The organism is Bacteroides caecigallinarum (assembly GCF_021530995.1).
GTDB classification, from domain to species: Bacteria; Bacteroidota; Bacteroidia; order Bacteroidales; family Bacteroidaceae; genus Phocaeicola; species Phocaeicola faecigallinarum.
This window is the reverse complement of the sequence record NZ_JADYTF010000062.1, coordinates 1-20650: the sequence shown is the minus strand read 5'-3', so window position 1 is coordinate 20650 and position 20650 is coordinate 1. Positions and strand designations below refer to the sequence as shown.

Genomic DNA, 20650 nt, shown 5'->3' with positions numbered 1-20650 from the left:
CCTATAGATAGTTATGCTGAGAAATTTGTTTTCGTATTAGAGAAACAAGAATTTTCCAGAGAAAATATCTCAAAAGGGTTAGATATAATGATGGGTAAATTTACAGATTATCAATCTATCGTTTTGATAGTGTCCTCTAAAAAGACAGAAATTGTACATACAGTTTGTGTTAAATTCTGAAAAGAATCTTCTTGGAATTCACTACTTTTCATGTAAAAATAATACAAGGAAATGTATAAAAACAAATGCAATGAACCAGATTTTCATGAGGAGTCTTTTGATTATCCTTTTGACAGAAATTCAGAGGGATTAGAAATGATAGCTGTAAAAATGACAAATGTAACTATATAAGTAGGGAGATTCAGTAAATATTATAAATTTAGCCAACTAATTCATATACAAAGTGTTGCGAATTAGTTGGTTTTTTGTTTATTTAGGTATTCTCCCGAGAATCAGGTTTGCCAGCCAAAACGAGGGAAATATCCCAACAGGCTTCCCTAAAAATATTCGTTCTTTTAAGGATGTTTATTGAATACCACTTTATACTTATAGGAAAACTTCAGTCCTCTCACAGTTGGACTGGAGTTTTACCGGCGCAGGAAGGGAATTTGTTGCCCAATGCAATGATAATGGTGAAGTATTGTTTAAGGCTACAATTCATTGTACAAGATATACTTCTCGCGCATTTCCATATATTCTTTTAATTCTTCATTCCAAGCGGAACGTATTTCTTTTTCTGATTTGCCTTTTAGCATGTCAAATCTCACCTGGTTTGTACCCATCAGTAGGTCAAACCATTTTGGACGAGTAAGGAATGATTCGGACTTGTTCATCTTTTTGAACTCGTTGTATATCTCGATAATATATTTCAATGAAAAACCTTTGAGTTGTTTGGCATCTGTTTTTCTAAGGTCAAGGCCATGGCATGTAATGTCCTTATGCAAAGGATTTTTGTCGAATCCTTCCAATGCTTTCGGTGTGAAAGAAAAAGTATATTTGTCTTTTGGCAATAACGGTGAACCTATCACCTGAAATGGGAAATATGTTCCGCGTCCTACACTGACTGATGTAGCTTCGAACAGACACAGTGATGCATAAAGGGCGATAGACTGGTCGTTTGGCAGGTTAGGGGAAGGTTTCACCGGAAGTGAATATGGGTCACCATGTTTCCATCCTTTTATCCTGATTACTGAATAATTGCACTTCATGTTGTTGCCCAGCCATCCTTCGCCATTAATCATTCCTGCCAGTTCGCCCATAGTACAGCCGTGTAGCACAGGAATTGGTAGCATTCCCACGAAACTCTTGTATTCCTTTTTCAGTATAGGACCGTCAACATAATCGCATGGATTAGGTCGGTCAAGTACTATGAGTTCTTTTCCATTCTCGGCACAAGCTTGCATCACATAATATAATGTACTAATATAAGTGTAGAATCTTGCGCCTACGTCCTGAATGTCGAATACTATCAAGTCTATGTTTGCAAGGTTTGCGGCCGAAGGTTTTTTATTCTTGCCGTATAGTGAGATTATAGGTGTTCCTGTTTTTACGTCTTTACCGTCCTTTACGGTTTCTCCTGCATCTGCTTTACCTCTGAAGCCGTGTTCCGGGGCGAACAATGCAACCGGCCTTTTGCCTAAGGAACATAAAGTGTCAAGCAAATGAGTATTGCCTGTAAGTGAAGTCTGATTTGCCACAAGGGCAATATTTTTGTGTCCGATTAGTGATATCAGAGTTTCAATTTGGTCGGCTCCGTTTTTTATATAAGAAGCAGCATTACAAATGTATGAGCAAGAAATTAACAGTAAAATAACGATATATTTCATGATAGGACGATATTATTTATTAGTTTTGTAAATTGAATTATAATATTGCAAATATAATAAGTTTCCAGTTATGAACCCAATAGCACTGATTGATAAATATTATCCCGAAGATAACGAACTTAAAAAGATTCTTTTGAAACACAGCCGTTCGGTGGCGGACAAAGCACTTGAAATGGCTCGCAAGCATCCGGAACTTAATCTTGACATTCAGTTTATAGAAGAAGCTGCTATATTACATGATATAGGTATTTTCCTGACGGATGCCAGTGGTATATTCTGTTACGGAACATATCCGTATATATGTCACGGTTATCTTGGGGCCGATTTGGTGCGCAAGGAAGGATTCCCTCGTCATGCTTTGGTATGTGAACGTCATACCGGTGCCGGTCTTTCATTGAAGGCTATAGTTGAGCGTGACTTGCCTGTACCGCATAGGGATATGCTTCCGATAAGCCTTGAAGAACAGATAATATGTTTTGCCGATAAGTTTTTCTCAAAAACAAAACTAGATAATGAAAAGTCACTTGAAAAAGCACGCAAAAGTATAGAAAAACACGGTAATGAAGGACTTGTTAGGTTCGATAAGTGGTGTAAATTGTTTTTGTAATATTTATTTTGTCGTAAAAATACTTTAAAAACCAATTGCTTATAGTGTTATTTAAGCGATAATGCTTACTTTTGTATCGCTTATCGCGAAAAAGATATATAATGACATCGTTTAAAAGAACTACATACATATTTATAATATTGTTTCTGCTCGGTCTTGTTTCCACTTTCTATGCTGAAGCGCAGCGTGTTAGGGGAAAGCGTTCGGGTAGAGATATATCGTCTGAGATTAAAACTGATTCGTTGAGTGTTGATTCATTGGCTGTAGATTCTCTTTCTTCGGACTCATTGTCTTCTGATTCTGTAGGAAGCAAAGATGCGCTCGATGCACCAGTAATATATGAGGCTAGTGACTCTATCGTTTTTACTAAAGGAGGATTTGCACATCTTTACGGTTCTGGAAAGGTAAATTATCAGAAAATAGAACTTACTTCGGCCGTAATCACAATGAATATGGACAGCAACACTGTTTATGCCAGAGGTGTTAAGGATACAATGGGAGTTGAGTCTGGTCTGCCGGTGTTCAAAGATGGTGAGACTCCGTATGAATCGAAAATCATGCGTTATAACTTCAAGACTAAGAAGGGTTTTATCAATAGTATAGTTACACAGCAGGGAGAGGGATATGTTACCAGTCGTGACGCTAAAAAAGGTGCCGAAGATGAAATCTATATGCAGCACGGGCGATATACAACCTGTGATAATCATGAACATCCTCATTTTTATCTGCAGTTATCTATGGCTAAAGTACGTCCAAAGAAGAATGTAGTATTCGGACCGGCCCATCTTGTAGTAGAAGATGTTCCATTGCCTATAGCGGTACCTTTTGGCTTTTTCCCGTTCAATAGTAGTTATTCATCAGGTTTCATTATGCCTAGCTATGGTGATGAGCTTAACCGTGGTTTCTATCTTCGTGATGGAGGTTACTATTTTGCCATAAGCGATAAGATGGACTTGAAGGTTTTGGGTGAAATTTTTACGAAAGGTTCTTGGGGAGTTTCTGCCGCATCGAACTATAACAAAAGATATAAATACAGTGGTTCGTTCAATGCCAGCTATATAGTAACGAAGACTGGAGAAAAAAATATGCCAGACTATTCTGTGTCAAAGGATTTCCGTATTCAGTGGAGTCATAGACAGGATGCGAAGGCCAGTCCTAACAGCTCTTTCTCAGCTAGTGTAAACTTTGCAACAAGTAGTTATGACCGTTCCAGCTTGAGCAGTTTGTATAACCCGCAGCAATATGCACAGAATACAAAGGCGTCAAGTATCAGTTATTCACGTAGCTTTCCGGAGATTGGACTTAATATATCCGGTTCGTTTAATATTACTCAGAATACGCGTGACTCGTCCATAAATATGACTTTGCCGGACGTGAATATATCATTGAACCGTATTTATCCGTTTAAACGTAAGAAAGCGGTGGGCGATGAACGTTGGTATGAGAAGATTTCTTTCCAGTATACTGGAGCCATGACCAACAGTGTGAACACTAAGGATAATCTTTTGTTTAAGACACCGATTACACAATGGAAAAACGGATTTCAGCATAAGATACCTGTGTCGGCAACATTCAATCTTTTTAAGTATATTAATATTGTTCCTTCTTTCAATTACACAGAAAGATGGTATTTGAATAAGATAAAGAGGAGTTATGATCCAACTCTGAATACGTCAGACCATATACGTAGGGATACAATTAATGGATTCAATCGTGTGTATGACTATAATATGTCTTTGCAGATGAATACCAAGCTTTATGGTATGTACAAGCCTCTGTTTATGAAGAGCAAGGAAATACAGGTACGTCATGTGTTTACTCCTACGGTAAGTTATACCTATACACCGAATTTCGGAACAAAGAGATTCGGATATTATGATACATATACTTATACAGATGAACAGGGAGAGGTAAGAACTGTAGAATATTCATTGTATGAGGGTATGACTTATGGTGTTCCTGGTAAGACAATGTCGCAGAATATATCATTCTCCGTCGACAATAACATTGAAATGAAGATGAAATCCGACCGTGATACTACAGGCTACAGAAAGATAAGTCTTGTTGACCAGTTGGGTGCATCAATGTCGTACGATGTTGCAAACAAAAGATGGAGTGACTTGAGCATGAATGTTCGATTGAAACTTACTAAGAGCTATACTTTTAATATGAATGCTTCGTTTGCAACGTATGCTTATGAGTTCGATAAAAACGGTAATGTAGTAGTAGGCGATCGTACTGAATGGTCATACGGACGTTTTGGACGATTCCAGGGGTATAGTGGCTCGTTCTCTTATACATTGAATAACGATACATTCAAGAAACTGTTCGGAAAGAAGGAAGAGAAAGATGACAAAAAGGACGATGAGAATACTGAAAATGAAGAGAATACAGAAGAGAATACAGAGGAACAGGAACAGAATAATTCAAACATGAGAAAAACTGAAGCTGCTACTGTAAGTTCTGATGGTTACATGGCTTTCAAGTTTCCATGGAGTATAAGTTTGAGTTACAGCTACAGTATTCGTGAGGATAATTCAGATAAAAAGAAGATTAACATTAAAACAATGAGATATCCGTATAAACTCACTCACTCTCTGAATGTTTCGGGTAACTTCAAGATTGGTAGCCGTTGGAATATGAACTATTCTACTGGATATGATTTTACAACCAAGCAGTTGTCAATGACAACACTGAATATCACCCGTGACCTTCATTGCTTCAATATGAGTTGCGGACTTGTGTTCGGTCCTTATACTTCGTATAACTTTACCATACGTGCCAACTCCAGTATGCTTACCGATGCCCTTAAATGGGATCAGCGAAGCAATACCGGTAGTGCTGTTACGTGGTATTAATGTTTATTTTACCAGTCAATGGCTGTCTTGCCGTTTTTCACAAGGTAGTCATTGGCAAGGCTGAAGTGATGATTACCGAAGAAACCGCTGTGAGCAGATAATGGTGAGGGATGTACTGATGTAAGCACGAGATGCTTGTTTCTGTCAATGAAGGCTCCTTTTTTCTGGGCGTATGCTCCCCATAATATAAATACTAAATTATTTTTCTCTTCAGCCAGTTTTCTGATAACAGCATCTGTAAACTCTTCCCATCCTTTTCTTTGATGTGAACCGGCCTGATGCGCACGTACTGTTAGTGTGGCATTGAGTAGAAGTACTCCCTGCTCTGCCCATCTTGTGAGATTTCCGCTTTGTGGAATAGGTTTGCCTAAGTCGCTGTTTATTTCCTTGAATATATTGACTAGTGATGGAGGAGGCTGGATGCCATCGTTTACTGAGAAACATAATCCATGCGCCTGACCTGGACCGTGATAAGGGTCCTGTCCGATTATTACTACTTTTACTTTGTCAAACGGACAAAGATTGAATGCATTAAATATCAGTTTTCCAGGTGGGTAGACGGTTGTTTCGTGATATTCTTTTCTTACGAAGTCTGTCAGTCGTATGAAATAGTCTTTTGAGAATTCCGGCATTAATGCTTCCTTCCATGATTCTTCTATCTGTACGTTCATTGCTTTTTTGATGTTGTGTAATGTTTTTTATATTGGCAAAGGTAATATTTTATATACAAAAAAGCAACGGAGCTTCGAGTGTCACTTATTTGTGGCTTCGAAACTCCGTTAGAAAATTATGTTTATCTCGTTTAGTTGCTTATATAAGATTCATGCCATGTTCTTCACATTCCTTTCTCATACTTTCCGGCCATATACTAGCCTGTATCTCGCCGATATGTGCCTTTTTGAGATATAGCATACAGAGGCGTGACTGACCTATACCTCCACCGATACTTAATGGAAGAGAACCGTTCAGCAGTCTTTTGTGGAAATATAACTCTTTCCTGTCTTCTTTTCCTGAAAGCTCCAACTGACGTAGTAATGCTTCCTTGTCCACACGTATACCCATTGATGAAAGTTCGAATGCTCGTCCAAGTACTTCATTCCATACCATAAGGTCACCATTTAATCCCGGCAAACCTGTAGCAGGATCAATAGTGGAATAATCATCGTAGTCCGGAGCACGAAGGTCGTGTGGCTGTCCGTTGCTCAGATTGCATCCTATACCAATTATAAATACTGCACCGTACTTCTTAGTTATCAAGTCTTCACGTTCTTTTGGAGTCTTGTCTGGATACATTTGCAAGAGTTCCTCTGAATGAATGAAGTGTATATCATGGGCAAGGAATGATTTTATCTGTGGATACATTTCGCAAATCATATATTCAGTGCGTCGCATAGCTGAATATATTCTGGTAACTATGCTTTTCAGAAAATCGATATTTCTTTGTTCAGGGGTTATGGTTCTTTCCCAGTCCCATTGGTCTACATACAAAGAATGCAGGTTGCCTAGTTCTTCGTCTGCACGAATGGCATTCATATCTGTGTATATACCATATCCTGGACCTATATTATAATCGGCAAGCGTCATTCTTTTCCATTTGGCGAGTGAGTGTACAACTTCTGCTTGCTGATCACCCAAATCTTTGATAGGGAAAGAAACTGCACGTTCTACTCCGTTCAGGTCATCATTTATACCCATACCTTTAAGTACGAATAGTGGAGCAGTTACGCGGCGGAGTCTGAGCTCAGACGAAAGGTTCTGTTGAAAAAAGTCTTTTATTTGTTTAATGCCAAGCTCTGTCTGTTTCATGTCAAGCAAAGCCTTGTAGTTGGCAGGTTTTATTAAGTAACTCATGATTTATTGGTATTAGTTTTGTTGGCAAAGATAGGTATATTTTGTAAATGTGCAATTGATATTGATAAAAACTTATCAAAAAGTTTGCTTTTTAATCTGATTGGTTGGATAATTGTTATTTTCTCATGATGTTATTCCTGTTTATTGAAAGTTTTTTACCCGAAAGTTTATTTCCTATTTCCGATAAACTTATTATTTTTGTAACCGGTTTCTTAGAAAATGAATTAGATGCACCCATAGTTCAATGGATAGAATAATGGATTCCGGTTCCATCGATTGGGGTTCGACTCCCCATGGGTGTACATTTTAGTGCGTATTACGTTTATTATACTATATGAGTTTTACTAGTATGGTGAGTGTAATCCGCTTTTTTTATTAATATACATATGGAATATACTTTTGAAATTTGTGCCAATTCGGTGGAGAGTTGTATTGCGGCCCAGGAAGGTGGAGCGCATCGTGTGGAACTCTGTGCATCAATGCCTGAAGGAGGAACTACTCCTTCAATAGGCGAAGTTAAACTTGCCAGACGTGTATTGGATATAAAGCTGCATGTTATTATTCGTCCGCGTGGTGGAGATTTTGTTTATTCTCCATTGGAACTGGATATAATGGAAGAAGATATACGTGCCGTAAAAGAAGCCGGTGCAGATGGAGTCGTGTTCGGATGTCTGACACCAGAAGCAGAGCTTGATATGCCTGCAATGGAGCGTTTGGTCAAGGCAGCTGAAGGGATGAGCATTACATTTCATCGTGCATTTGATTATGTGCGTCGTCCGGCAGAAGTTATGGAAAGCCTTATTGAAATGGGAGTGTCAAGAATACTTACTTCCGGACAGCAACCTACTGCTGCCGAGGGAGCCGATTTACTGTCATCATTAGTGAAACAAGCTGACGGCAGGATAATCATCATGCCTGGCTGTGGAGTTAATGAGAAAAATATTCGTGCCTTGGCTACTAAGACAGGAGCGTCTGAATTTCATTTCTCTGCACGCGAAAATAAAGAAAGCCGGATGCTGTATCGCAACCCGGCTTTGTCTATGGGAGGAACGGTGACGGTAGATGAGTATCTTACTCCGGTAACTACCGCCGCCCGTGTACGAAACACAATCAGTGAGCTTACAGACCGTTGATAGTCTTGATGAGCTGTTCACCTGTACCTATGGTGTAACCGTCAATCTGGAAAACTACACGATTGAACGTATCACCTATAATGAATATCGGCAGGTGCCCACCGTTAGGAAGTTTCATGTTCTGTGAAATTTCGTTTCTTATAGCATTATTGGTATCTATACCATAAACTATATTTGAAGGAAGATTTGGAAAATCGGTTGGAGAGAATTTCCTGTAGGACTTTTCGTCTGGGAATAAAAGTATCATTTTGCGTCCCCATTTTTCAAATTCTTCCTTTTTGATTTCTATGTCTTTCAGCGCATGGTTTGTCGGTTCCTGTCCTGGACCAAGTATACCGACAACGAAGTATCCTCTTCCGGTGGTTGAAAGAATTGATGTTTCAGCTTTGGTAACAACATCTGTATATTTCAATTCCGAGTTGAAGTTTCCGATAACTCTTATTTCTTCAGCATTGTTACGCATGGTCAATTCTATTCTTGTTTCCTTGTCTTTTTCTACTGTGAAGAATGAAACATTACTCATTACGCTTCCATTTGCCATACGGCTACCTGTAGTCAGCATATAATATCCTTCTTCTATCTTAAGACCGTTTTTCAGCAATGAACTCCATGTCGCATTCTCTGGGTAGTTCAATAGCTTGAAACTGCCATCTTCGTATTTTGAGATTGTGAAGTTGGTATAGTATTTCGGGTCATTTAGTCTAGGAATAGGCTTGTATATAGCTTTCAGTGTACCTTCAGGAGTATTTGAGGTTGTTGAGATTTCGAAGTCTACCTGATTGGTGTTACCATTGTCAATGAAGTAGATATTTCCTGTCACAGCGTCTTTCCATGCCGGTATGTTGAGGCTTCTGGCTGCTGCTACAAAGAATATTTCGCGCGACTGAGAGTCAACAACTCTGCTTTTCCATGTTCCGATAGGTGAGGTAGGAGCGCCGCCTGTGTTCAAGTCGTTTCTGACGGTAATACTGTCAGAACACCATTTTACGAGTGTTTGAGGATTTGCCGTGAACTCAGCTTTCAGATTTTCAGGTATTTCCTTTTGCAGGTATGAACGGTATGGTGAGAGAAGTTCATATGCTACACGCGGACATAGTACGTATTCCGGATTGGCATCTTTAGGCGTATTGTACAAATGGTCTTCAAGAACGCTGCATGGTGTATCTCTCAGGTCTTTGTCGGTTATGCTCTTCAATAACTCAATTGCTCTTTCGCACATTTCGTTTTGTGAGGAGTTGCTCAGGAATCTCATGATTTCTGCATAATTTCCCCTTGACTTGACGATGAAGCCTTCTATATCTTCGTATTTCAGGTTGTTTTCTTCAGCAAACTTATTAATAACCTCCTTATTAGGGAATGTTGCCAAATATGCGTTTCTGATAGAGTCTTCCTGATGCATTCTGATATCATTTTCCTTGCGCTGTTCCTCTGTTACTGAAGGAATTTTTGCGTTTTCAGAAGGAGGTACTATAACCATATTCTCGGAGTAGGCTTCATTGATATTGTGTTCTAATACGATATCCACAGTTTTGTCTTTTCCGAACGAAACTTTTCTTAAACAGAATTTGTCGCCATGTGAAGCATAGACAAGCATATCGCCAAGACCGGCAGAGAGTGAAATCTGTCCTTGTGTATTGCTTTTCTGTTTATATACAGTGAAGAACTCTCCATAGTTGTATATCTTGAACTCTACATTTGCTCCTTCTACAGTATTTCCTTTATCGTCTTTTACGGTAACTGTTACTGATGCTTTGTCCGCATAATTTTCAATGATGTTTATTTCGGTATAGTTAGCTGTCTGAAGCATTTTCTCTTCTTTTCCGTTATATGAACCGAAAACTTTAGTATGCATCAGCATTCCTCTGCTGGCAGGCGAGTTGAACCAACCCAGATTAAGAACAGGTTCAGGTTCGCAAGCCCCTAGGAAAAACCATTCGCCGTCCACCCATGCTTCTACCCATGCATGATTGTCGTCGGTGTGTGCCCATCGCGGGGTATATACCTGACGTGCGGGAATACCTATAGCCCGAAGTGCTGCAACAAGGAGAGTTGATTCCTCACCACATCTTCCGTAAGCGGTCTTTATTGTTGCAAGTGGTGAACTTGTACGGATGTCGGATGGAGTATAAATGGCTTTCTCATGACACCAGTGGTTTGCTTCAAGCACAGCGTCGTACATTGACAAATGCTTGACTCTTGGCCACAATTCGTTTTGTATATATTCTCTGGAATTATCCAGGTTTTCGTTATTTACTCTTATTGGCAGAACAAAGTGTCTGAAAATGTCTTCAGGAATATTCTTTCCCCATGATGAGGCCTCCCTTATCTTGAATGAAAGACGTATGTTGTCAAGAAAGTATTCTCCAGAATGGTCTGCAATATCACTTAGTGTCATATATGCATAAAGGAACTGTAGTGCTTCTTTTTCTTCTGTGGAAATCTTTTCATTGAAAATATCGAACAGTTCCCCGTTTTTCAGTATTGTCTTTTTTTCTGTGAAATCATTTTCTACCTTTGAAAGGTATTCTGAATCGTTTATGAAATGTTTCTCATTGTTGCAGCCTGTTGACAGCAGACATAGTGAGGTCAAGCTTATAGAAAAAAATAGATGTCTGAACATAATTGTATATTTAAATAAAAAATCCTGCAAAACATTAAGCCTTGCAGGATTTATTGTGTATTAGAAATAATCTTTATAGAGGCTTATACTCAACGAATGCTTCCATTGCTTCGTAGCATGCCAGTCCCAATCCGTCGTAGAGTAATGCTGTTCCGCGGTTACGGTCTTCACTTCTTTGCCAGAACAGACGTTCGTCATTTCCTAGGAATGGAGCGCTTTCCATCTGTGACTGGTGCTTGAGGATAGAGTTACGTTTTGCACGCAACTCCTCTGGACTCAGAGGTACAGCCATTTCGATATTCTCGATTTCCCATTCGGCCCAAGCACCACGGTACATCCAAATTCTACATTCGTTCAGCCATTCAGCACCTGCATTCTTTTCTTCGTCTATAGCAGCAAATACGGCATCAGTACATACTCTGTGAGTTCCGTGTGGGTCAGCCAAGTCGCCAGCTACATAAATCTGATGAGGTTTTACCTCTCTCAGAAGGTTAAGTACAATTTCAATGTCAGGCAGACTGATAGGATTCTTTTCTATCTTACCGGTTTCGTAGAAAGGAAGGTCAAGGAAATGACATCTTGACAAAGGTATGTTGTTGTATGTACATGCTGTGCGTGCTTCACCTCTGCGGATGAGTCCTTTGATGGTAAGAATGTCTTTTGAGTCCATATCGCCCTCTTTCTTTTCGGCAAAGAACTTTTTGATTTCAGCATATTTGTCACTGATGGTCTGGTTCTGATTGTCGTCAAATAACTGGTTGAAACCGTTTATGAAGTGCATGAATCTTACAACTTCTTCATCGCCAACAGCTATATTACCTGAAGTCTGATATGCTACATGTACTTCATGTCCCTGTTGAACAAGTCTTCTCAGTGTTCCACCCATTGATATTACATCGTCATCAGGATGTGGCGAGAATACGATAACTCTTTTAGGGAATGGTTTTGCTCTTTCAGGGCGGTAAGTATCATCGGCGTTAGGTTTTCCTCCAGGCCATCCTGTGATCGTGTGCTGAAGATCGTTGAAAACCTTGATGTTTACGTTGTATGCAGAACCGTAAAGAGCAAGAAGCTCGCTCAAACCATTATCGTTATAATCTTTATTGGTCAGTTTCAGTATAGGCTTGTTCAATGTCTGGCACAACCATACGATAGCACTTCTGATAAGCTTGTTATTCCATTCGCAGTTAGTAACTAACCATGGACGTTGTATTCTTGTCAGATAAGCGGCCGCTGCAAGGTCTGTACACACTACGGCGTTTGTGTGCATCTGAAGATAAGATGCCGGCAGAGTATCAGTTATTTTCTCTTCTACAGTTTTGCGTATGATTTCAGCTTTGTCCTCGCCCCAGGCAAGAAGGAAAACTTTTCTTGCTTCAAGAATAGTTTTGATTCCCATTGTAATAGAGCAAGGAGGAAGGTTGTCTATACCAAGATTGTGTGCGGCTTCTGACCGTGAGGTACTGTCTAGCAATATAAGGCGTGTTGTGGAACTGGCTTGTGAACCTGGTTCGTTCATACCTATTATACCTTTTCTTCCTATTCCGAGGATAGCTATATCGATTCCTCCGAAAGTCTGTATTCTTTGTTCATACAATCTGCAATGGTCGATTATTGCATCCTGTGGAATGCTGCCTTCCATTGTAAAAATATTCTGTCTGTCAATGTCAACCTGTGAAATGAATTGTTTCATCAGATGGCTAAAAGTACTTCCGGCACCCTCGTTTACCGGATAAAATTCATACAGATTGAAAATAATGACATTTCTGAAACTTACTCCTTCGTCTTTATGACGACGTATCAGTTCTGTGAACAATGGGCGTAGTGATGAACCTGTACCTAATGCAATGGTGCAGAATTTACCTTCACGTTGTCTGTCCTGTATTTTTGCAATTATTTCATTTGCAATGTTTTGTGTTCCTTCATCCATAGATTCGAATATGTTGGTAGTGATTTTTTCGAATCTGGTAATAACCGAACGTTCAACCGCATTTTCAGGCTTATAATAACGTGTTGAGACATTGTTCAGTGAGATTTGCGATGTAAGATTTGTACGCATAAACTCTCGTTTGTTTTTAGTTATTAAAGATTATTTTTTTCTATGTCCTTAAAGTATTTGTAAGTACCTACTTTAAGTTCGTCTGTAGCAGCTTCGTCACAAACGATGATACCGTGTTGATGCATTTGAAGAGCACTGATAGTCCACATTTGGGTTATTCCACCCTCTACAGCATGCTGTAGCGCACGTGCTTTGTTATGTCCGTTGCAGATTATCAATACTTCTTTTGCAGAAAGAACTGTACCGACGCCAACTGTTAGAGCTGTCTTAGGAACTTTGTTTACGTCATTGTCAAAAAAACGTGAGTTTGCGATAATAGTATCAGTAGTAAGAGTCTTTATGCGTGTGCGTGATGAAAGTGAAGAACCAGGCTCGTTGAATGCAATGTGTCCATCAGGACCTATTCCTCCGAGGAACAAGTCTATACCGCCAAATTTCTCGATTTCTTTTTCATAGTTTATGCATTCAGCTTCCAGATCGGCTGCATTCCCGTTCAATATATGTATATTTTCTTTGCAGATGTCAATATGGTTAAAGAAGTTGTTATACATGAAAGAATGGTAACTTTCAGGGTGTGATTCCGGAAGGCCTACGTATTCATCCATATTGAATGTAACTACATTCTTGAATGATACTTTACCCTGTTTGTTCAGCTCAATCAAGGCTTTGTACATACCGAGTGGTGACGAACCTGTAGGGAGTCCCAAAACGAATGGTTTATCTTTTGTAGGATTTGCAGCATTGATTTTGTTTGCAACGTAATTTGCAGCCCAGTTAGAGATTGACTGATAATCTGGTTCAATAATTACTCTCATGATTTTTTGATTTTATTAGTTTATAATTTTAGTTAACTGTATTCCTATAAGAAAAATATTATTATAACTATGCAAAGATACCTATCATAAATTAGAAAGACAAATAAAAAAAAAGATTTTTTATTAGTGGGATATTAAAAAAAACTATTATTTTTGCGATATATACTATAAAAACTATAAATATGGGACAGAGGCTATTGGATGAAATTAAGAAAGACACAAAAAGTGCAATGATGAAACGTCGTATAATTACACATTTTATATATAATGGTGATGCTACGATTACTGACCTATCTAAAGATATGGATTTAAGTATTCCAACCATTACAAAGCTGGTAGATGAAATGTGCGAGGAAGGATATGTAGATGATAATGGAAAATTGGAGACTAACGGAGGAAGACATCCTAATTTGTATGGACTGAATCCTGATGCCTGTTATTTTCTTGGAGTAGAGGTGGAAAAAAAATATCTAAGTTTTTGTGTGGTGAATTTTAAAGGTGAAATTGTAGATTATAAGACACGCATACCTTTTAAACGTGAAAATACAGTTGAGTGTTTAGATAAGATGTGTGACGAAATAATGTCATACATAGGCTCATTGCCGTATAAGAAAGAAAAATATCTTAATGTATGTGTTGCTTTGCATGGACGTGTCAATCCGTCTACGGGATGTAGTTATGGCACTTTTAATTTTGCACAGACACCCATCAGTGAGATGATTACAGATAGAATAGGAATGAATGCATGTGTGGATAATGACAGTAGGACAACAGCATATGGTGAGTACATGATGCATTCGGTGAAATGCCCTAAGAATGTTATCTTTATCAATCTAAGTTGGGGATTAGGTATGGGTATAATCATTGATGGTAAGCTGTATAATGGAATGTCGGGGTTTGCCGGTGAGTTCGGACACAATTTTGGTTATGACAACCAGCAGATATGTCATTGTGGCAAAAAAGGATGTATTGAAACGGAAGTGTCTTGCTCTGCATTATACAGAAAATTCATTGAAAGACTCAAAAATGGAGAAAGTTCTGTTATTCTGAAGGAAAAATCTATAGAGAATATTGAACTTGACGATATATTCGATGCAGTGGACAGAGAAGATGTTTTGGCGATAGAACTTGTTGAGGAAATCGGTCAGAAACTGGGAAGACACATAGGCGGTTTGATTAATATATTTAATCCTGAGCAGGTTATTATAGGTGGAGAATTGTCTAGAGTGGGTGACTATCTTTTGCATCCAGTCATTTCTGCTATCAGGAAACATACTTTGAATATGATGTATCGTGATTCTGATATTGTATTGTCAGAATTAAAGGATAAAGCTAACGCAGTTGGTGCTGCATTATTGTCAAGAAGTAATCTTTTTGTTATTTGATTTGTTATCTTTGACTTTGTACGAAGGGCTGTCTCAAAAAATATTTTGTGACAGCTCTTTTGTTGTTATGAAATATTATAAAAAAAAACCATCTCAAATTTGAAATCTGAGATGGTCCGTTGAATAATTTCTTTAGAAAAGTAGAAGAATTATGCTTCAGCAGGAGCTTCTGTAGCTTCAGCAGCTGGTTCTTCTGTAGCAGCTTCAGCTTCAGCCTTTGCAGCAGCTTCAGCAGCTTTCTTTTCAGCTACTTTCTTAGCGATTTCTTCGTTTATTTTCTTTTCAGCTTCAAGACGTGCTTTAGCTTCTGCCTTCTTAGCTTCTTCCTGTTTTGCTTTCAAAGCAGCAAGACCGTTCTGCTTGTTTTCTTTCCAAGCGTTGAACTTAGCTTCAGCCTGAGCTTCGTCGAATGCACCTTTAGCAACACCACCAAGCAAGTGTTTCTTCATGTAAACACCTTCTTTAGAAAGAATGTTGCGAACTGTGTCTGTAGGCTGTGCACCTACCAATACCCAGTGCAATGCACGTTCAAAATTCAAATCTACTGTGGCAGGATTGGTATTAGGGTTGTAAGTACCAATTTTCTCAGTAAATCTACCATCACGTGGTGCTCTTGCGTCTGCAATAACAATTGAATAGAACGCATAACCTTTGCGTCCGTTTCTCTGCAATCTGATTTTAGTTGCCATTTTTTAAACGTTAAATTTTTTAATGTTAATGATTTGAATTATGCTATTATCTCGTAATAGCGGCTGCAAAGATACTGCTTTTCTTTTGTTTTACAAATAGTTGGGCAAATTTTCTGTATATTTATTTGTTTATTTCTCTCAACCATTTCTCCAGTTCGCCTGTCCATTGTCTCTTGTAGATGAAGTTGTCGCGGAATCCCCATCCGTGTCCACCAATAGGATAGGTATGCAGTGAGGCAGGAACTCCGTTCTTTACAAGCGACATGTAGTAGTTTATGCTGTTTTCTACAGGTACAGTCTTGTCATCGCTGCTGTGCATGATAAATGCAGGAGGTGTCTGTGGCGTAACCTGCTTTTCATTGCAGTATTTGTCTACAAGCTTTTCGTCAGGATTGTTTCCTAACAGGTTGTTTCTTGACCCCATGTGAGTATATCTCTTGTCCATTGTGATGACTGGGTAGAACAGTATCTGGAAGTCAGGTCTTGTCGATTCGTCAAAATGAGTGGCTGCGGTGCTGGCAAGATGTCCCCCTGCGGAAGAACCCATTATACCGAGTTTTGAGAAATTCCATTCCTGTGCCTTTTCGCGCATTATTCTGATAGCCTGGTGGGCATCGCTCAGAGGTACTTCGTTGTTGCCGTTAGGCATACGGTAGATAAGTACTGAATAAGTTATGCCTAAGCTGTTGAACCATGCGGCCATATCGTGGCCTTCGTGGGCTGTGGCAAGGTGATAGTATCCTCCGCCCGGACATGCTACGATAGCCATTCCGTTAGGATTTTCGGCCGGATATACGTATAGAGTTGGTTCTGCTACATATATAGGGCCATTTTCCTTCTGTTCCTTTATACCATTATCGTTTGGAGCGCCGTCAGGCCATAGCTTGATTTCGATAGGCTTCTGTGCGCATAATATTGATGACAGCATAATAAAACTCATTATAAATAGATTTTTTATCATAACCGTTTATTTTTTAATTGACATGCTGGCTTTTACCAGATATATAATAAGGAGTGCGTATGCAACGAGTGCAACAACCTGGCTCATAGGATTAGCCAACCAAGACTCGTTGATAAGGTTGATGTCGCAATATCTCATCACTGCGCTTACTACACCCATCAGCGCACCTCCGGCAATGAAACCGGATGCGAGCAATGTTCCTTTCTCGCCACGTTCCTGATTTACAGATTCGTCTTTGCTTCTTGTAGTCACGTACCAGTTTATAGCACCACCTACCAGAAGAGGAAGGTTAAGTTCCAAAGGAATGAACATACCAAGAGCGAATGCCAGTGCAGGAACCTTGAAGTATGTAAGTACGATTGCCAATACGGCACCTGCTCCGTAAAGAGCCCATGGAGCACCTACACCGTTCATCAGAGGGTCGATAACAGCAGCCATGGCGTTAGCCTGAGGTGCGGCGAGCTGTCCGCTTGTAAATCCGTATGAGTCATTCAGTACCATGATAACTCCGCCTACAGTGGCAGCCGAAACCAGTGTTCCGAGGAATTTCCATGTCTCCTGTTTCTTAGGAGTGCTTCCCAGCCAGTAGCCTATCTTGAGGTCAGTGATAAAACCGCCGGCCATTGACAGTGCTGTACATACCACACCACCCATAACCAGTGCGGCAACCATACCTGTAGCCCCGTTCAGTCCTACAGCCACCATGATTACTGATGCAAGTATAAGAGTCATAAGCGTCATACCCGAAACAGGGTTTGTACCTACTATGGCAATAGCATTAGCTGCCACAGTAGTGAAGAGGAATGCTATACCTGCCACAAGCAGAAGTGCCACTACAGTGTGAAGCACGTTGCCCTGCATGACGTCGAAGTAGAAGAAAAGCAGGATGAGCAGCAATGTGAAGATAGAACCGAAAGCGATAATCTTCATAGGAATGTCGCGCTGGGTACGTTCTACGTTACCTTCAGCTTTATTGCCACCCATTTCCTTGGCTGCAAGACTTACGGCTCCCTTGATAATACCCCATGAACGGACAATACCGATGATACCGGCCATTGCTATACCGCCGATACCTATACTCTTGGCATATTCGCTGAATATCATTTCCGGCGACATGTCCTTAACGGCTGTAGCTATGTTCGGATTCCATGTGTTTAGAACCTGGTCGCCGAAAACAAGCGCGAATCCAGGTACTATAACGAACCAAACCACCAGCGAACCGGCACATATTATGGCTGCATATTTCAGACCTACGATATATCCCAATCCAAGTACTGCAGCTCCTGTATTGATTTTAAAAACAAGTTTGAATTTCTCTGCCACCATTTCGCCGGCACTGCAGATGCGGCTTGTGAAGTTTTCGTTCCACCATCCGAAGGTACCTACTATGAAATCGTACAGACCTCCTATAAGTCCTGCCATGAGAAGAGGTTTGGCCTGGTCGCCGCCTTTCTCGCCCGACACCAAGACCTGTGTGCTGGCTGTAGCTTCTGGGAAAGGATATTCGCCATGCTTGTCCTTTACGAAATATTTACGGAATGGAATAAGGAAGAGGATACCCAATACACCTCCAAGGAGGGAGCTAATGAACATTTGCATGAAGTTCACTGTCATTTCAGGATATTTTTCCTGAAGGATATAGAGAGCGGGCAGAGTGAATATTGCACCTGCTACGATTACTCCGGAGCATGCTCCGATGGACTGTATCATTACGTTTTCGCCCAGCGCGTTCTTACGCTTTGTGGCGCTTGACACACCAACCGCTATTATGGCAATAGGTATTGCGGCTTCGAATACCTGACCTACTTTAAGTCCAAGATAGGCGGCTGCAGCCGAGAAAATAACAGCCATCACTATACCCCATGTCACCGACCACAGGTTTACTTCAGGATAATTCTTCGAAGGCGACATGAGAGGCTCATATTTCTCGCCCGGTTTCAGCGGACGGAACGCGTTTTCAGGCAGCCCCGTCGGCTTTTCTTGTTCTGTTTTCATGTTCGATTATGTTATTATATTGTTAATGATTTCATTTTCGTGTCCAAAAGTAATAAAAAAACTCATAACCTTTGCGTCCTGTATTCGTTTGGTGTGCAACCCACTTCTTTTTTGAACATACGGCTCAGGTGCTGCGGATACTGGAACCCCAGTTCGTAGGCTATTTCCGTCATTGTCATCTGTGTGGAGAGCAGTTTTTCTTTTGCCTTATCTACTACCTTGCCGTGTATGTATTCCGATGCCGTCTTTCCGGTCTGACGGCTTATCATGTCGCCGAAATAGTTGGGCGACAGGAACACCTTTTCGGCAAAGTATCTCACCGTAGGCAATCCGTTTTCGGCAGGAGCCTTGCTGTCGAAATAATCGTCCAGCAGACGTTCGAACTGCACTATCACGTTTTTGTTCGATACCTCTCTTGTCTGGAACTGCCTGTCGTAGAAACGCAGGCAGTAGTCAAGCATCAGTCCGATGTTTGCAGTAATAATCCTCCGGCTGTGTTTGTCCTGGCGTATTCTGAGTTCCCTTTCTATATTGCCGAAACATTCCATGATTATCCTTTTTTCCTCTTCAGAGAGGTGAAGGGCTTCTTTCGAGTCGTAAGCGAAGAACGAATATTTTTTTATGTCCTTGCCCAGTGCGGTGCCGTGTATGAAGTCGGGATGAAACAGTATTCCGTAGCCTTGCGGCCTGGTGTCGGGGCTCATGTGTGATGTCACTACCTGTCCCGGCGCGAAACAAACAATCGTTCCTTCGTCGTAGTCGTATTCCTGCATTCCGTATGTCAGGTCGCCACATTTCGTCTTTTTAAGGTAAACGGCATACACGCCATAATTTATTGTGAGAGTTTCAGGCCAATGTGCAGACTTGGACAGGTCGATGACGCTCACCATAGGGTGCATCGCTTCGAGTCCGAAAATATCATTGAATTTATTGACCTCCTCCAGTTTGATAACTTCCTGTTTCATTTATGCGAATTATTGTGTTTCGTAGCAAATTTAATACATATTATCCGTATAAGCAACATTCTGTAATATTGGTACAAAGAGCCGTAATCCATATACATGGTTGTCGGAGTGTATAATGTACTTTTGTATCATGAATCAATATATATTATAACAGATATGCTTTTAAACGAATTTTTATCATGGGTAAAAACCGGCAAGGCGCTGGGCACGGACGAGATACACGCTCTTATGGGCGAGATGAGTGAAGAGGCGCGCCGTGTGACATTCCGTCTGAACTCGTCTTATCACAGTCCGGAGGAGGTGAGAGAATTGCTTTCCGAACTGTTCGGATATAAAGTGCCTGAATCGCTGCGTGTTTTTCCTCCTTTCTATTCTGATTTTGGGAAGAATATTCATGTGGGAGAAAATGTTTTCATAAATGCCTGCTGTCATTTTCAGGACCATGGGGGTGTGACTATCGGTGACGGCTGCCAGATAGGTCATAATGTGGTGTTCGCTACTCTCAATCACGGATTGCAGCCTGAAGAACGTGGCATTACCTATCCAGCTCCGATAGTTCTCGGCAAGAATGTGTGGGTAGGCTCAAATTCTACTATTCTTCAGGGAGTGACGATAGGCGACAATGCAGTGATAGCTGCCGGTGCTGTGGTGACCAGAGATGTTGAGGTCGGAACTATTGTTGGCGGTGTTCCTGCCCGTTTTATAAAGAGGATATAATGTTTTTCCTGAATCTGCGTCCGCGGATTATCAGGGATACTTCAGGGCTGACGCATTACTTAATAAACTGATAATCAACCTAAGTTTGATAAACTCAATGATAAAATCTATTTATAAATACTTTTTTCTTTACTTTTGTCCAATATTTTCAAGTTAAAAACATCCAATG

General features: G+C 40.3%; 16 protein-coding genes and 1 tRNA gene. 7 read left to right on the top strand and 10 right to left on the bottom strand.

The window, feature by feature from the left end; genetic code table 11:
- On the top strand, window positions 1-180 hold a 180-nt coding region (locus I6E24_RS09530; RefSeq protein ID WP_235328222.1), incomplete at its 5' end, for a hypothetical protein.
- 470 nt (window positions 181-650) lie between these two features.
- Here the strand turns inward: I6E24_RS09530 and I6E24_RS09525 are convergent.
- On the bottom strand, window positions 651-1826 hold the full coding sequence (locus tag I6E24_RS09525) for an exo-beta-N-acetylmuramidase NamZ family protein (protein ID WP_235328221.1): 1176 nt from the start codon (window positions 1824-1826) through the stop codon (window positions 651-653).
- A gap of 70 nt (window positions 1827-1896) precedes the next feature.
- Here I6E24_RS09525 and I6E24_RS09520 point away from each other — a divergent pair, with 70 nt between their 5' ends.
- Together I6E24_RS09520 and I6E24_RS09515 are read left to right on the top strand one after the other, a co-directional pair.
- Window positions 1897-2433, top strand: coding sequence for an HD domain-containing protein (locus tag I6E24_RS09520; protein WP_235328219.1), 537 nt, complete (start codon window positions 1897-1899; stop codon window positions 2431-2433).
- 101 nt (window positions 2434-2534) lie between these two features.
- On the top strand, window positions 2535-5291 hold the full coding sequence (locus I6E24_RS09515; RefSeq protein WP_235328217.1) for a putative LPS assembly protein LptD: 2757 nt from the start codon (window positions 2535-2537) through the stop codon (window positions 5289-5291).
- Between the two features lie 8 nt (window positions 5292-5299).
- On the opposite strand, the gene ung is transcribed toward I6E24_RS09515, so the two are convergent.
- Complete coding sequence (gene ung / locus I6E24_RS09510) at window positions 5300-5962, bottom strand: uracil-DNA glycosylase (protein WP_235328215.1); 663 nt, start codon at window positions 5960-5962, stop codon at window positions 5300-5302.
- Between the two features lie 139 nt (window positions 5963-6101).
- Window positions 6102-7142, bottom strand: coding sequence for an aspartate--ammonia ligase (gene asnA / locus I6E24_RS09505; RefSeq protein WP_235328213.1), 1041 nt, complete (start codon window positions 7140-7142; stop codon window positions 6102-6104).
- A 230-nt stretch (window positions 7143-7372) separates the two neighbouring features.
- Here asnA and I6E24_RS09500 point away from each other — a divergent pair.
- A tRNA-Arg gene (locus tag I6E24_RS09500) sits at window positions 7373-7444 on the top strand.
- 84 nt (window positions 7445-7528) lie between these two features.
- A complete protein-coding gene (locus I6E24_RS09495; protein WP_235328211.1) occupies window positions 7529-8275 on the top strand; it encodes a copper homeostasis protein CutC in 747 nt (248 codons plus the stop codon).
- Here the strand turns inward: I6E24_RS09495 and I6E24_RS09490 are convergent.
- The 3 genes from I6E24_RS09490 to nagB all read right to left on the bottom strand — a co-directional run bounded on the left by I6E24_RS09490 (window position 8262) and on the right by nagB (window position 13769).
- The gene (locus I6E24_RS09490; protein WP_235328209.1) at window positions 8262-10895 is read right to left on the bottom strand and encodes a transglutaminase domain-containing protein; all 2634 of its coding nucleotides are present in this window, start codon (window positions 10893-10895) and stop codon (window positions 8262-8264) included. The two genes, I6E24_RS09495 and I6E24_RS09490, sit on opposite strands and share 14 nt — an antisense overlap.
- Before the next feature lie 73 nt (window positions 10896-10968).
- The gene (locus I6E24_RS09485; RefSeq protein WP_235328207.1) at window positions 10969-12954 is read right to left on the bottom strand and encodes a glucosamine-6-phosphate deaminase; all 1986 of its coding nucleotides are present in this window, start codon (window positions 12952-12954) and stop codon (window positions 10969-10971) included.
- 23 nt (window positions 12955-12977) lie between these two features.
- Window positions 12978-13769 carry a glucosamine-6-phosphate deaminase gene (nagB, locus tag I6E24_RS09480; protein WP_235328205.1) on the bottom strand — a complete coding sequence of 264 codons (792 nt, stop codon included), beginning with the start codon at window positions 13767-13769 and terminating at the stop codon, window positions 12978-12980.
- A gap of 182 nt (window positions 13770-13951) precedes the next feature.
- On the opposite strand from nagB, the gene I6E24_RS09475 reads away from it, so the two are divergent.
- On the top strand, window positions 13952-15154 hold the full coding sequence (locus I6E24_RS09475) for an ROK family transcriptional regulator (RefSeq protein WP_235328203.1): 1203 nt from the start codon (window positions 13952-13954) through the stop codon (window positions 15152-15154).
- A gap of 149 nt (window positions 15155-15303) precedes the next feature.
- On the opposite strand, the gene I6E24_RS09470 is transcribed toward I6E24_RS09475, so the two are convergent.
- The 4 genes from I6E24_RS09470 to I6E24_RS09455 form a co-directional block, all read right to left on the bottom strand.
- The gene (locus I6E24_RS09470; RefSeq protein ID WP_235328201.1) at window positions 15304-15843 is read right to left on the bottom strand and encodes a 30S ribosomal protein S16; all 540 of its coding nucleotides are present in this window, start codon (window positions 15841-15843) and stop codon (window positions 15304-15306) included.
- Between the two features lie 121 nt (window positions 15844-15964).
- Entirely contained in the window at window positions 15965-16783 is an 819-nt protein-coding gene (locus I6E24_RS09465; protein WP_394800389.1) for an alpha/beta hydrolase, read from the bottom strand.
- A 27-nt stretch (window positions 16784-16810) separates the two neighbouring features.
- Window positions 16811-18799 (bottom strand): OPT family oligopeptide transporter, encoded by a 1989-nt coding sequence (locus I6E24_RS09460; protein WP_235328199.1) that lies wholly within the window; start codon window positions 18797-18799, stop codon window positions 16811-16813.
- A gap of 62 nt (window positions 18800-18861) precedes the next feature.
- Window positions 18862-19764: a helix-turn-helix domain-containing protein gene (locus tag I6E24_RS09455; RefSeq protein WP_235328197.1), complete on the bottom strand. Its 903-nt coding sequence runs from the start codon at window positions 19762-19764 to the stop codon at window positions 18862-18864.
- 156 nt (window positions 19765-19920) lie between these two features.
- Between I6E24_RS09455 and I6E24_RS09450 the strand changes: the two genes are divergently transcribed.
- Entirely contained in the window at window positions 19921-20481 is a 561-nt protein-coding gene (locus I6E24_RS09450) for a sugar O-acetyltransferase (RefSeq protein WP_235328195.1), read from the top strand.
- Window positions 20482-20650 lie beyond the last annotated feature (169 nt).

Coding starts and splice junctions, on each gene's coding strand:
- I6E24_RS09495 (WP_235328211.1), top strand. CDS start 7,529: ATGGAATATACTTTTGAAATTTGTGCCAATTCGGTGGAGAGTTGTATT.
- asnA (WP_235328213.1), bottom strand. CDS start 7,142: ATGAGTTACTTAATAAAACCTGCCAACTACAAGGCTTTGCTTGACATG.
- nagB (WP_235328205.1), bottom strand. CDS start 13,769: ATGAGAGTAATTATTGAACCAGATTATCAGTCAATCTCTAACTGGGCT.
- I6E24_RS09475 (WP_235328203.1), top strand. CDS start 13,952: ATGGGACAGAGGCTATTGGATGAAATTAAGAAAGACACAAAAAGTGCA.
- I6E24_RS09490 (WP_235328209.1), bottom strand. CDS start 10,895: ATGTTCAGACATCTATTTTTTTCTATAAGCTTGACCTCACTATGTCTG.
- I6E24_RS09520 (WP_235328219.1), top strand. CDS start 1,897: ATGAACCCAATAGCACTGATTGATAAATATTATCCCGAAGATAACGAA.
- I6E24_RS09465 (WP_394800389.1), bottom strand. CDS start 16,783: ATGAGTTTTATTATGCTGTCATCAATATTATGCGCACAGAAGCCTATC.
- I6E24_RS09455 (WP_235328197.1), bottom strand. CDS start 19,764: ATGAAACAGGAAGTTATCAAACTGGAGGAGGTCAATAAATTCAATGAT.
- ung (WP_235328215.1), bottom strand. CDS start 5,962: ATGAACGTACAGATAGAAGAATCATGGAAGGAAGCATTAATGCCGGAA.
- I6E24_RS09460 (WP_235328199.1), bottom strand. CDS start 18,799: ATGAAAACAGAACAAGAAAAGCCGACGGGGCTGCCTGAAAACGCGTTC.
- I6E24_RS09470 (WP_235328201.1), bottom strand. CDS start 15,843: ATGGCAACTAAAATCAGATTGCAGAGAAACGGACGCAAAGGTTATGCG.
- I6E24_RS09515 (WP_235328217.1), top strand. CDS start 2,535: ATGACATCGTTTAAAAGAACTACATACATATTTATAATATTGTTTCTG.
- I6E24_RS09485 (WP_235328207.1), bottom strand. CDS start 12,954: ATGCGTACAAATCTTACATCGCAAATCTCACTGAACAATGTCTCAACA.
- I6E24_RS09450 (WP_235328195.1), top strand. CDS start 19,921: ATGCTTTTAAACGAATTTTTATCATGGGTAAAAACCGGCAAGGCGCTG.
- I6E24_RS09525 (WP_235328221.1), bottom strand. CDS start 1,826: ATGAAATATATCGTTATTTTACTGTTAATTTCTTGCTCATACATTTGT.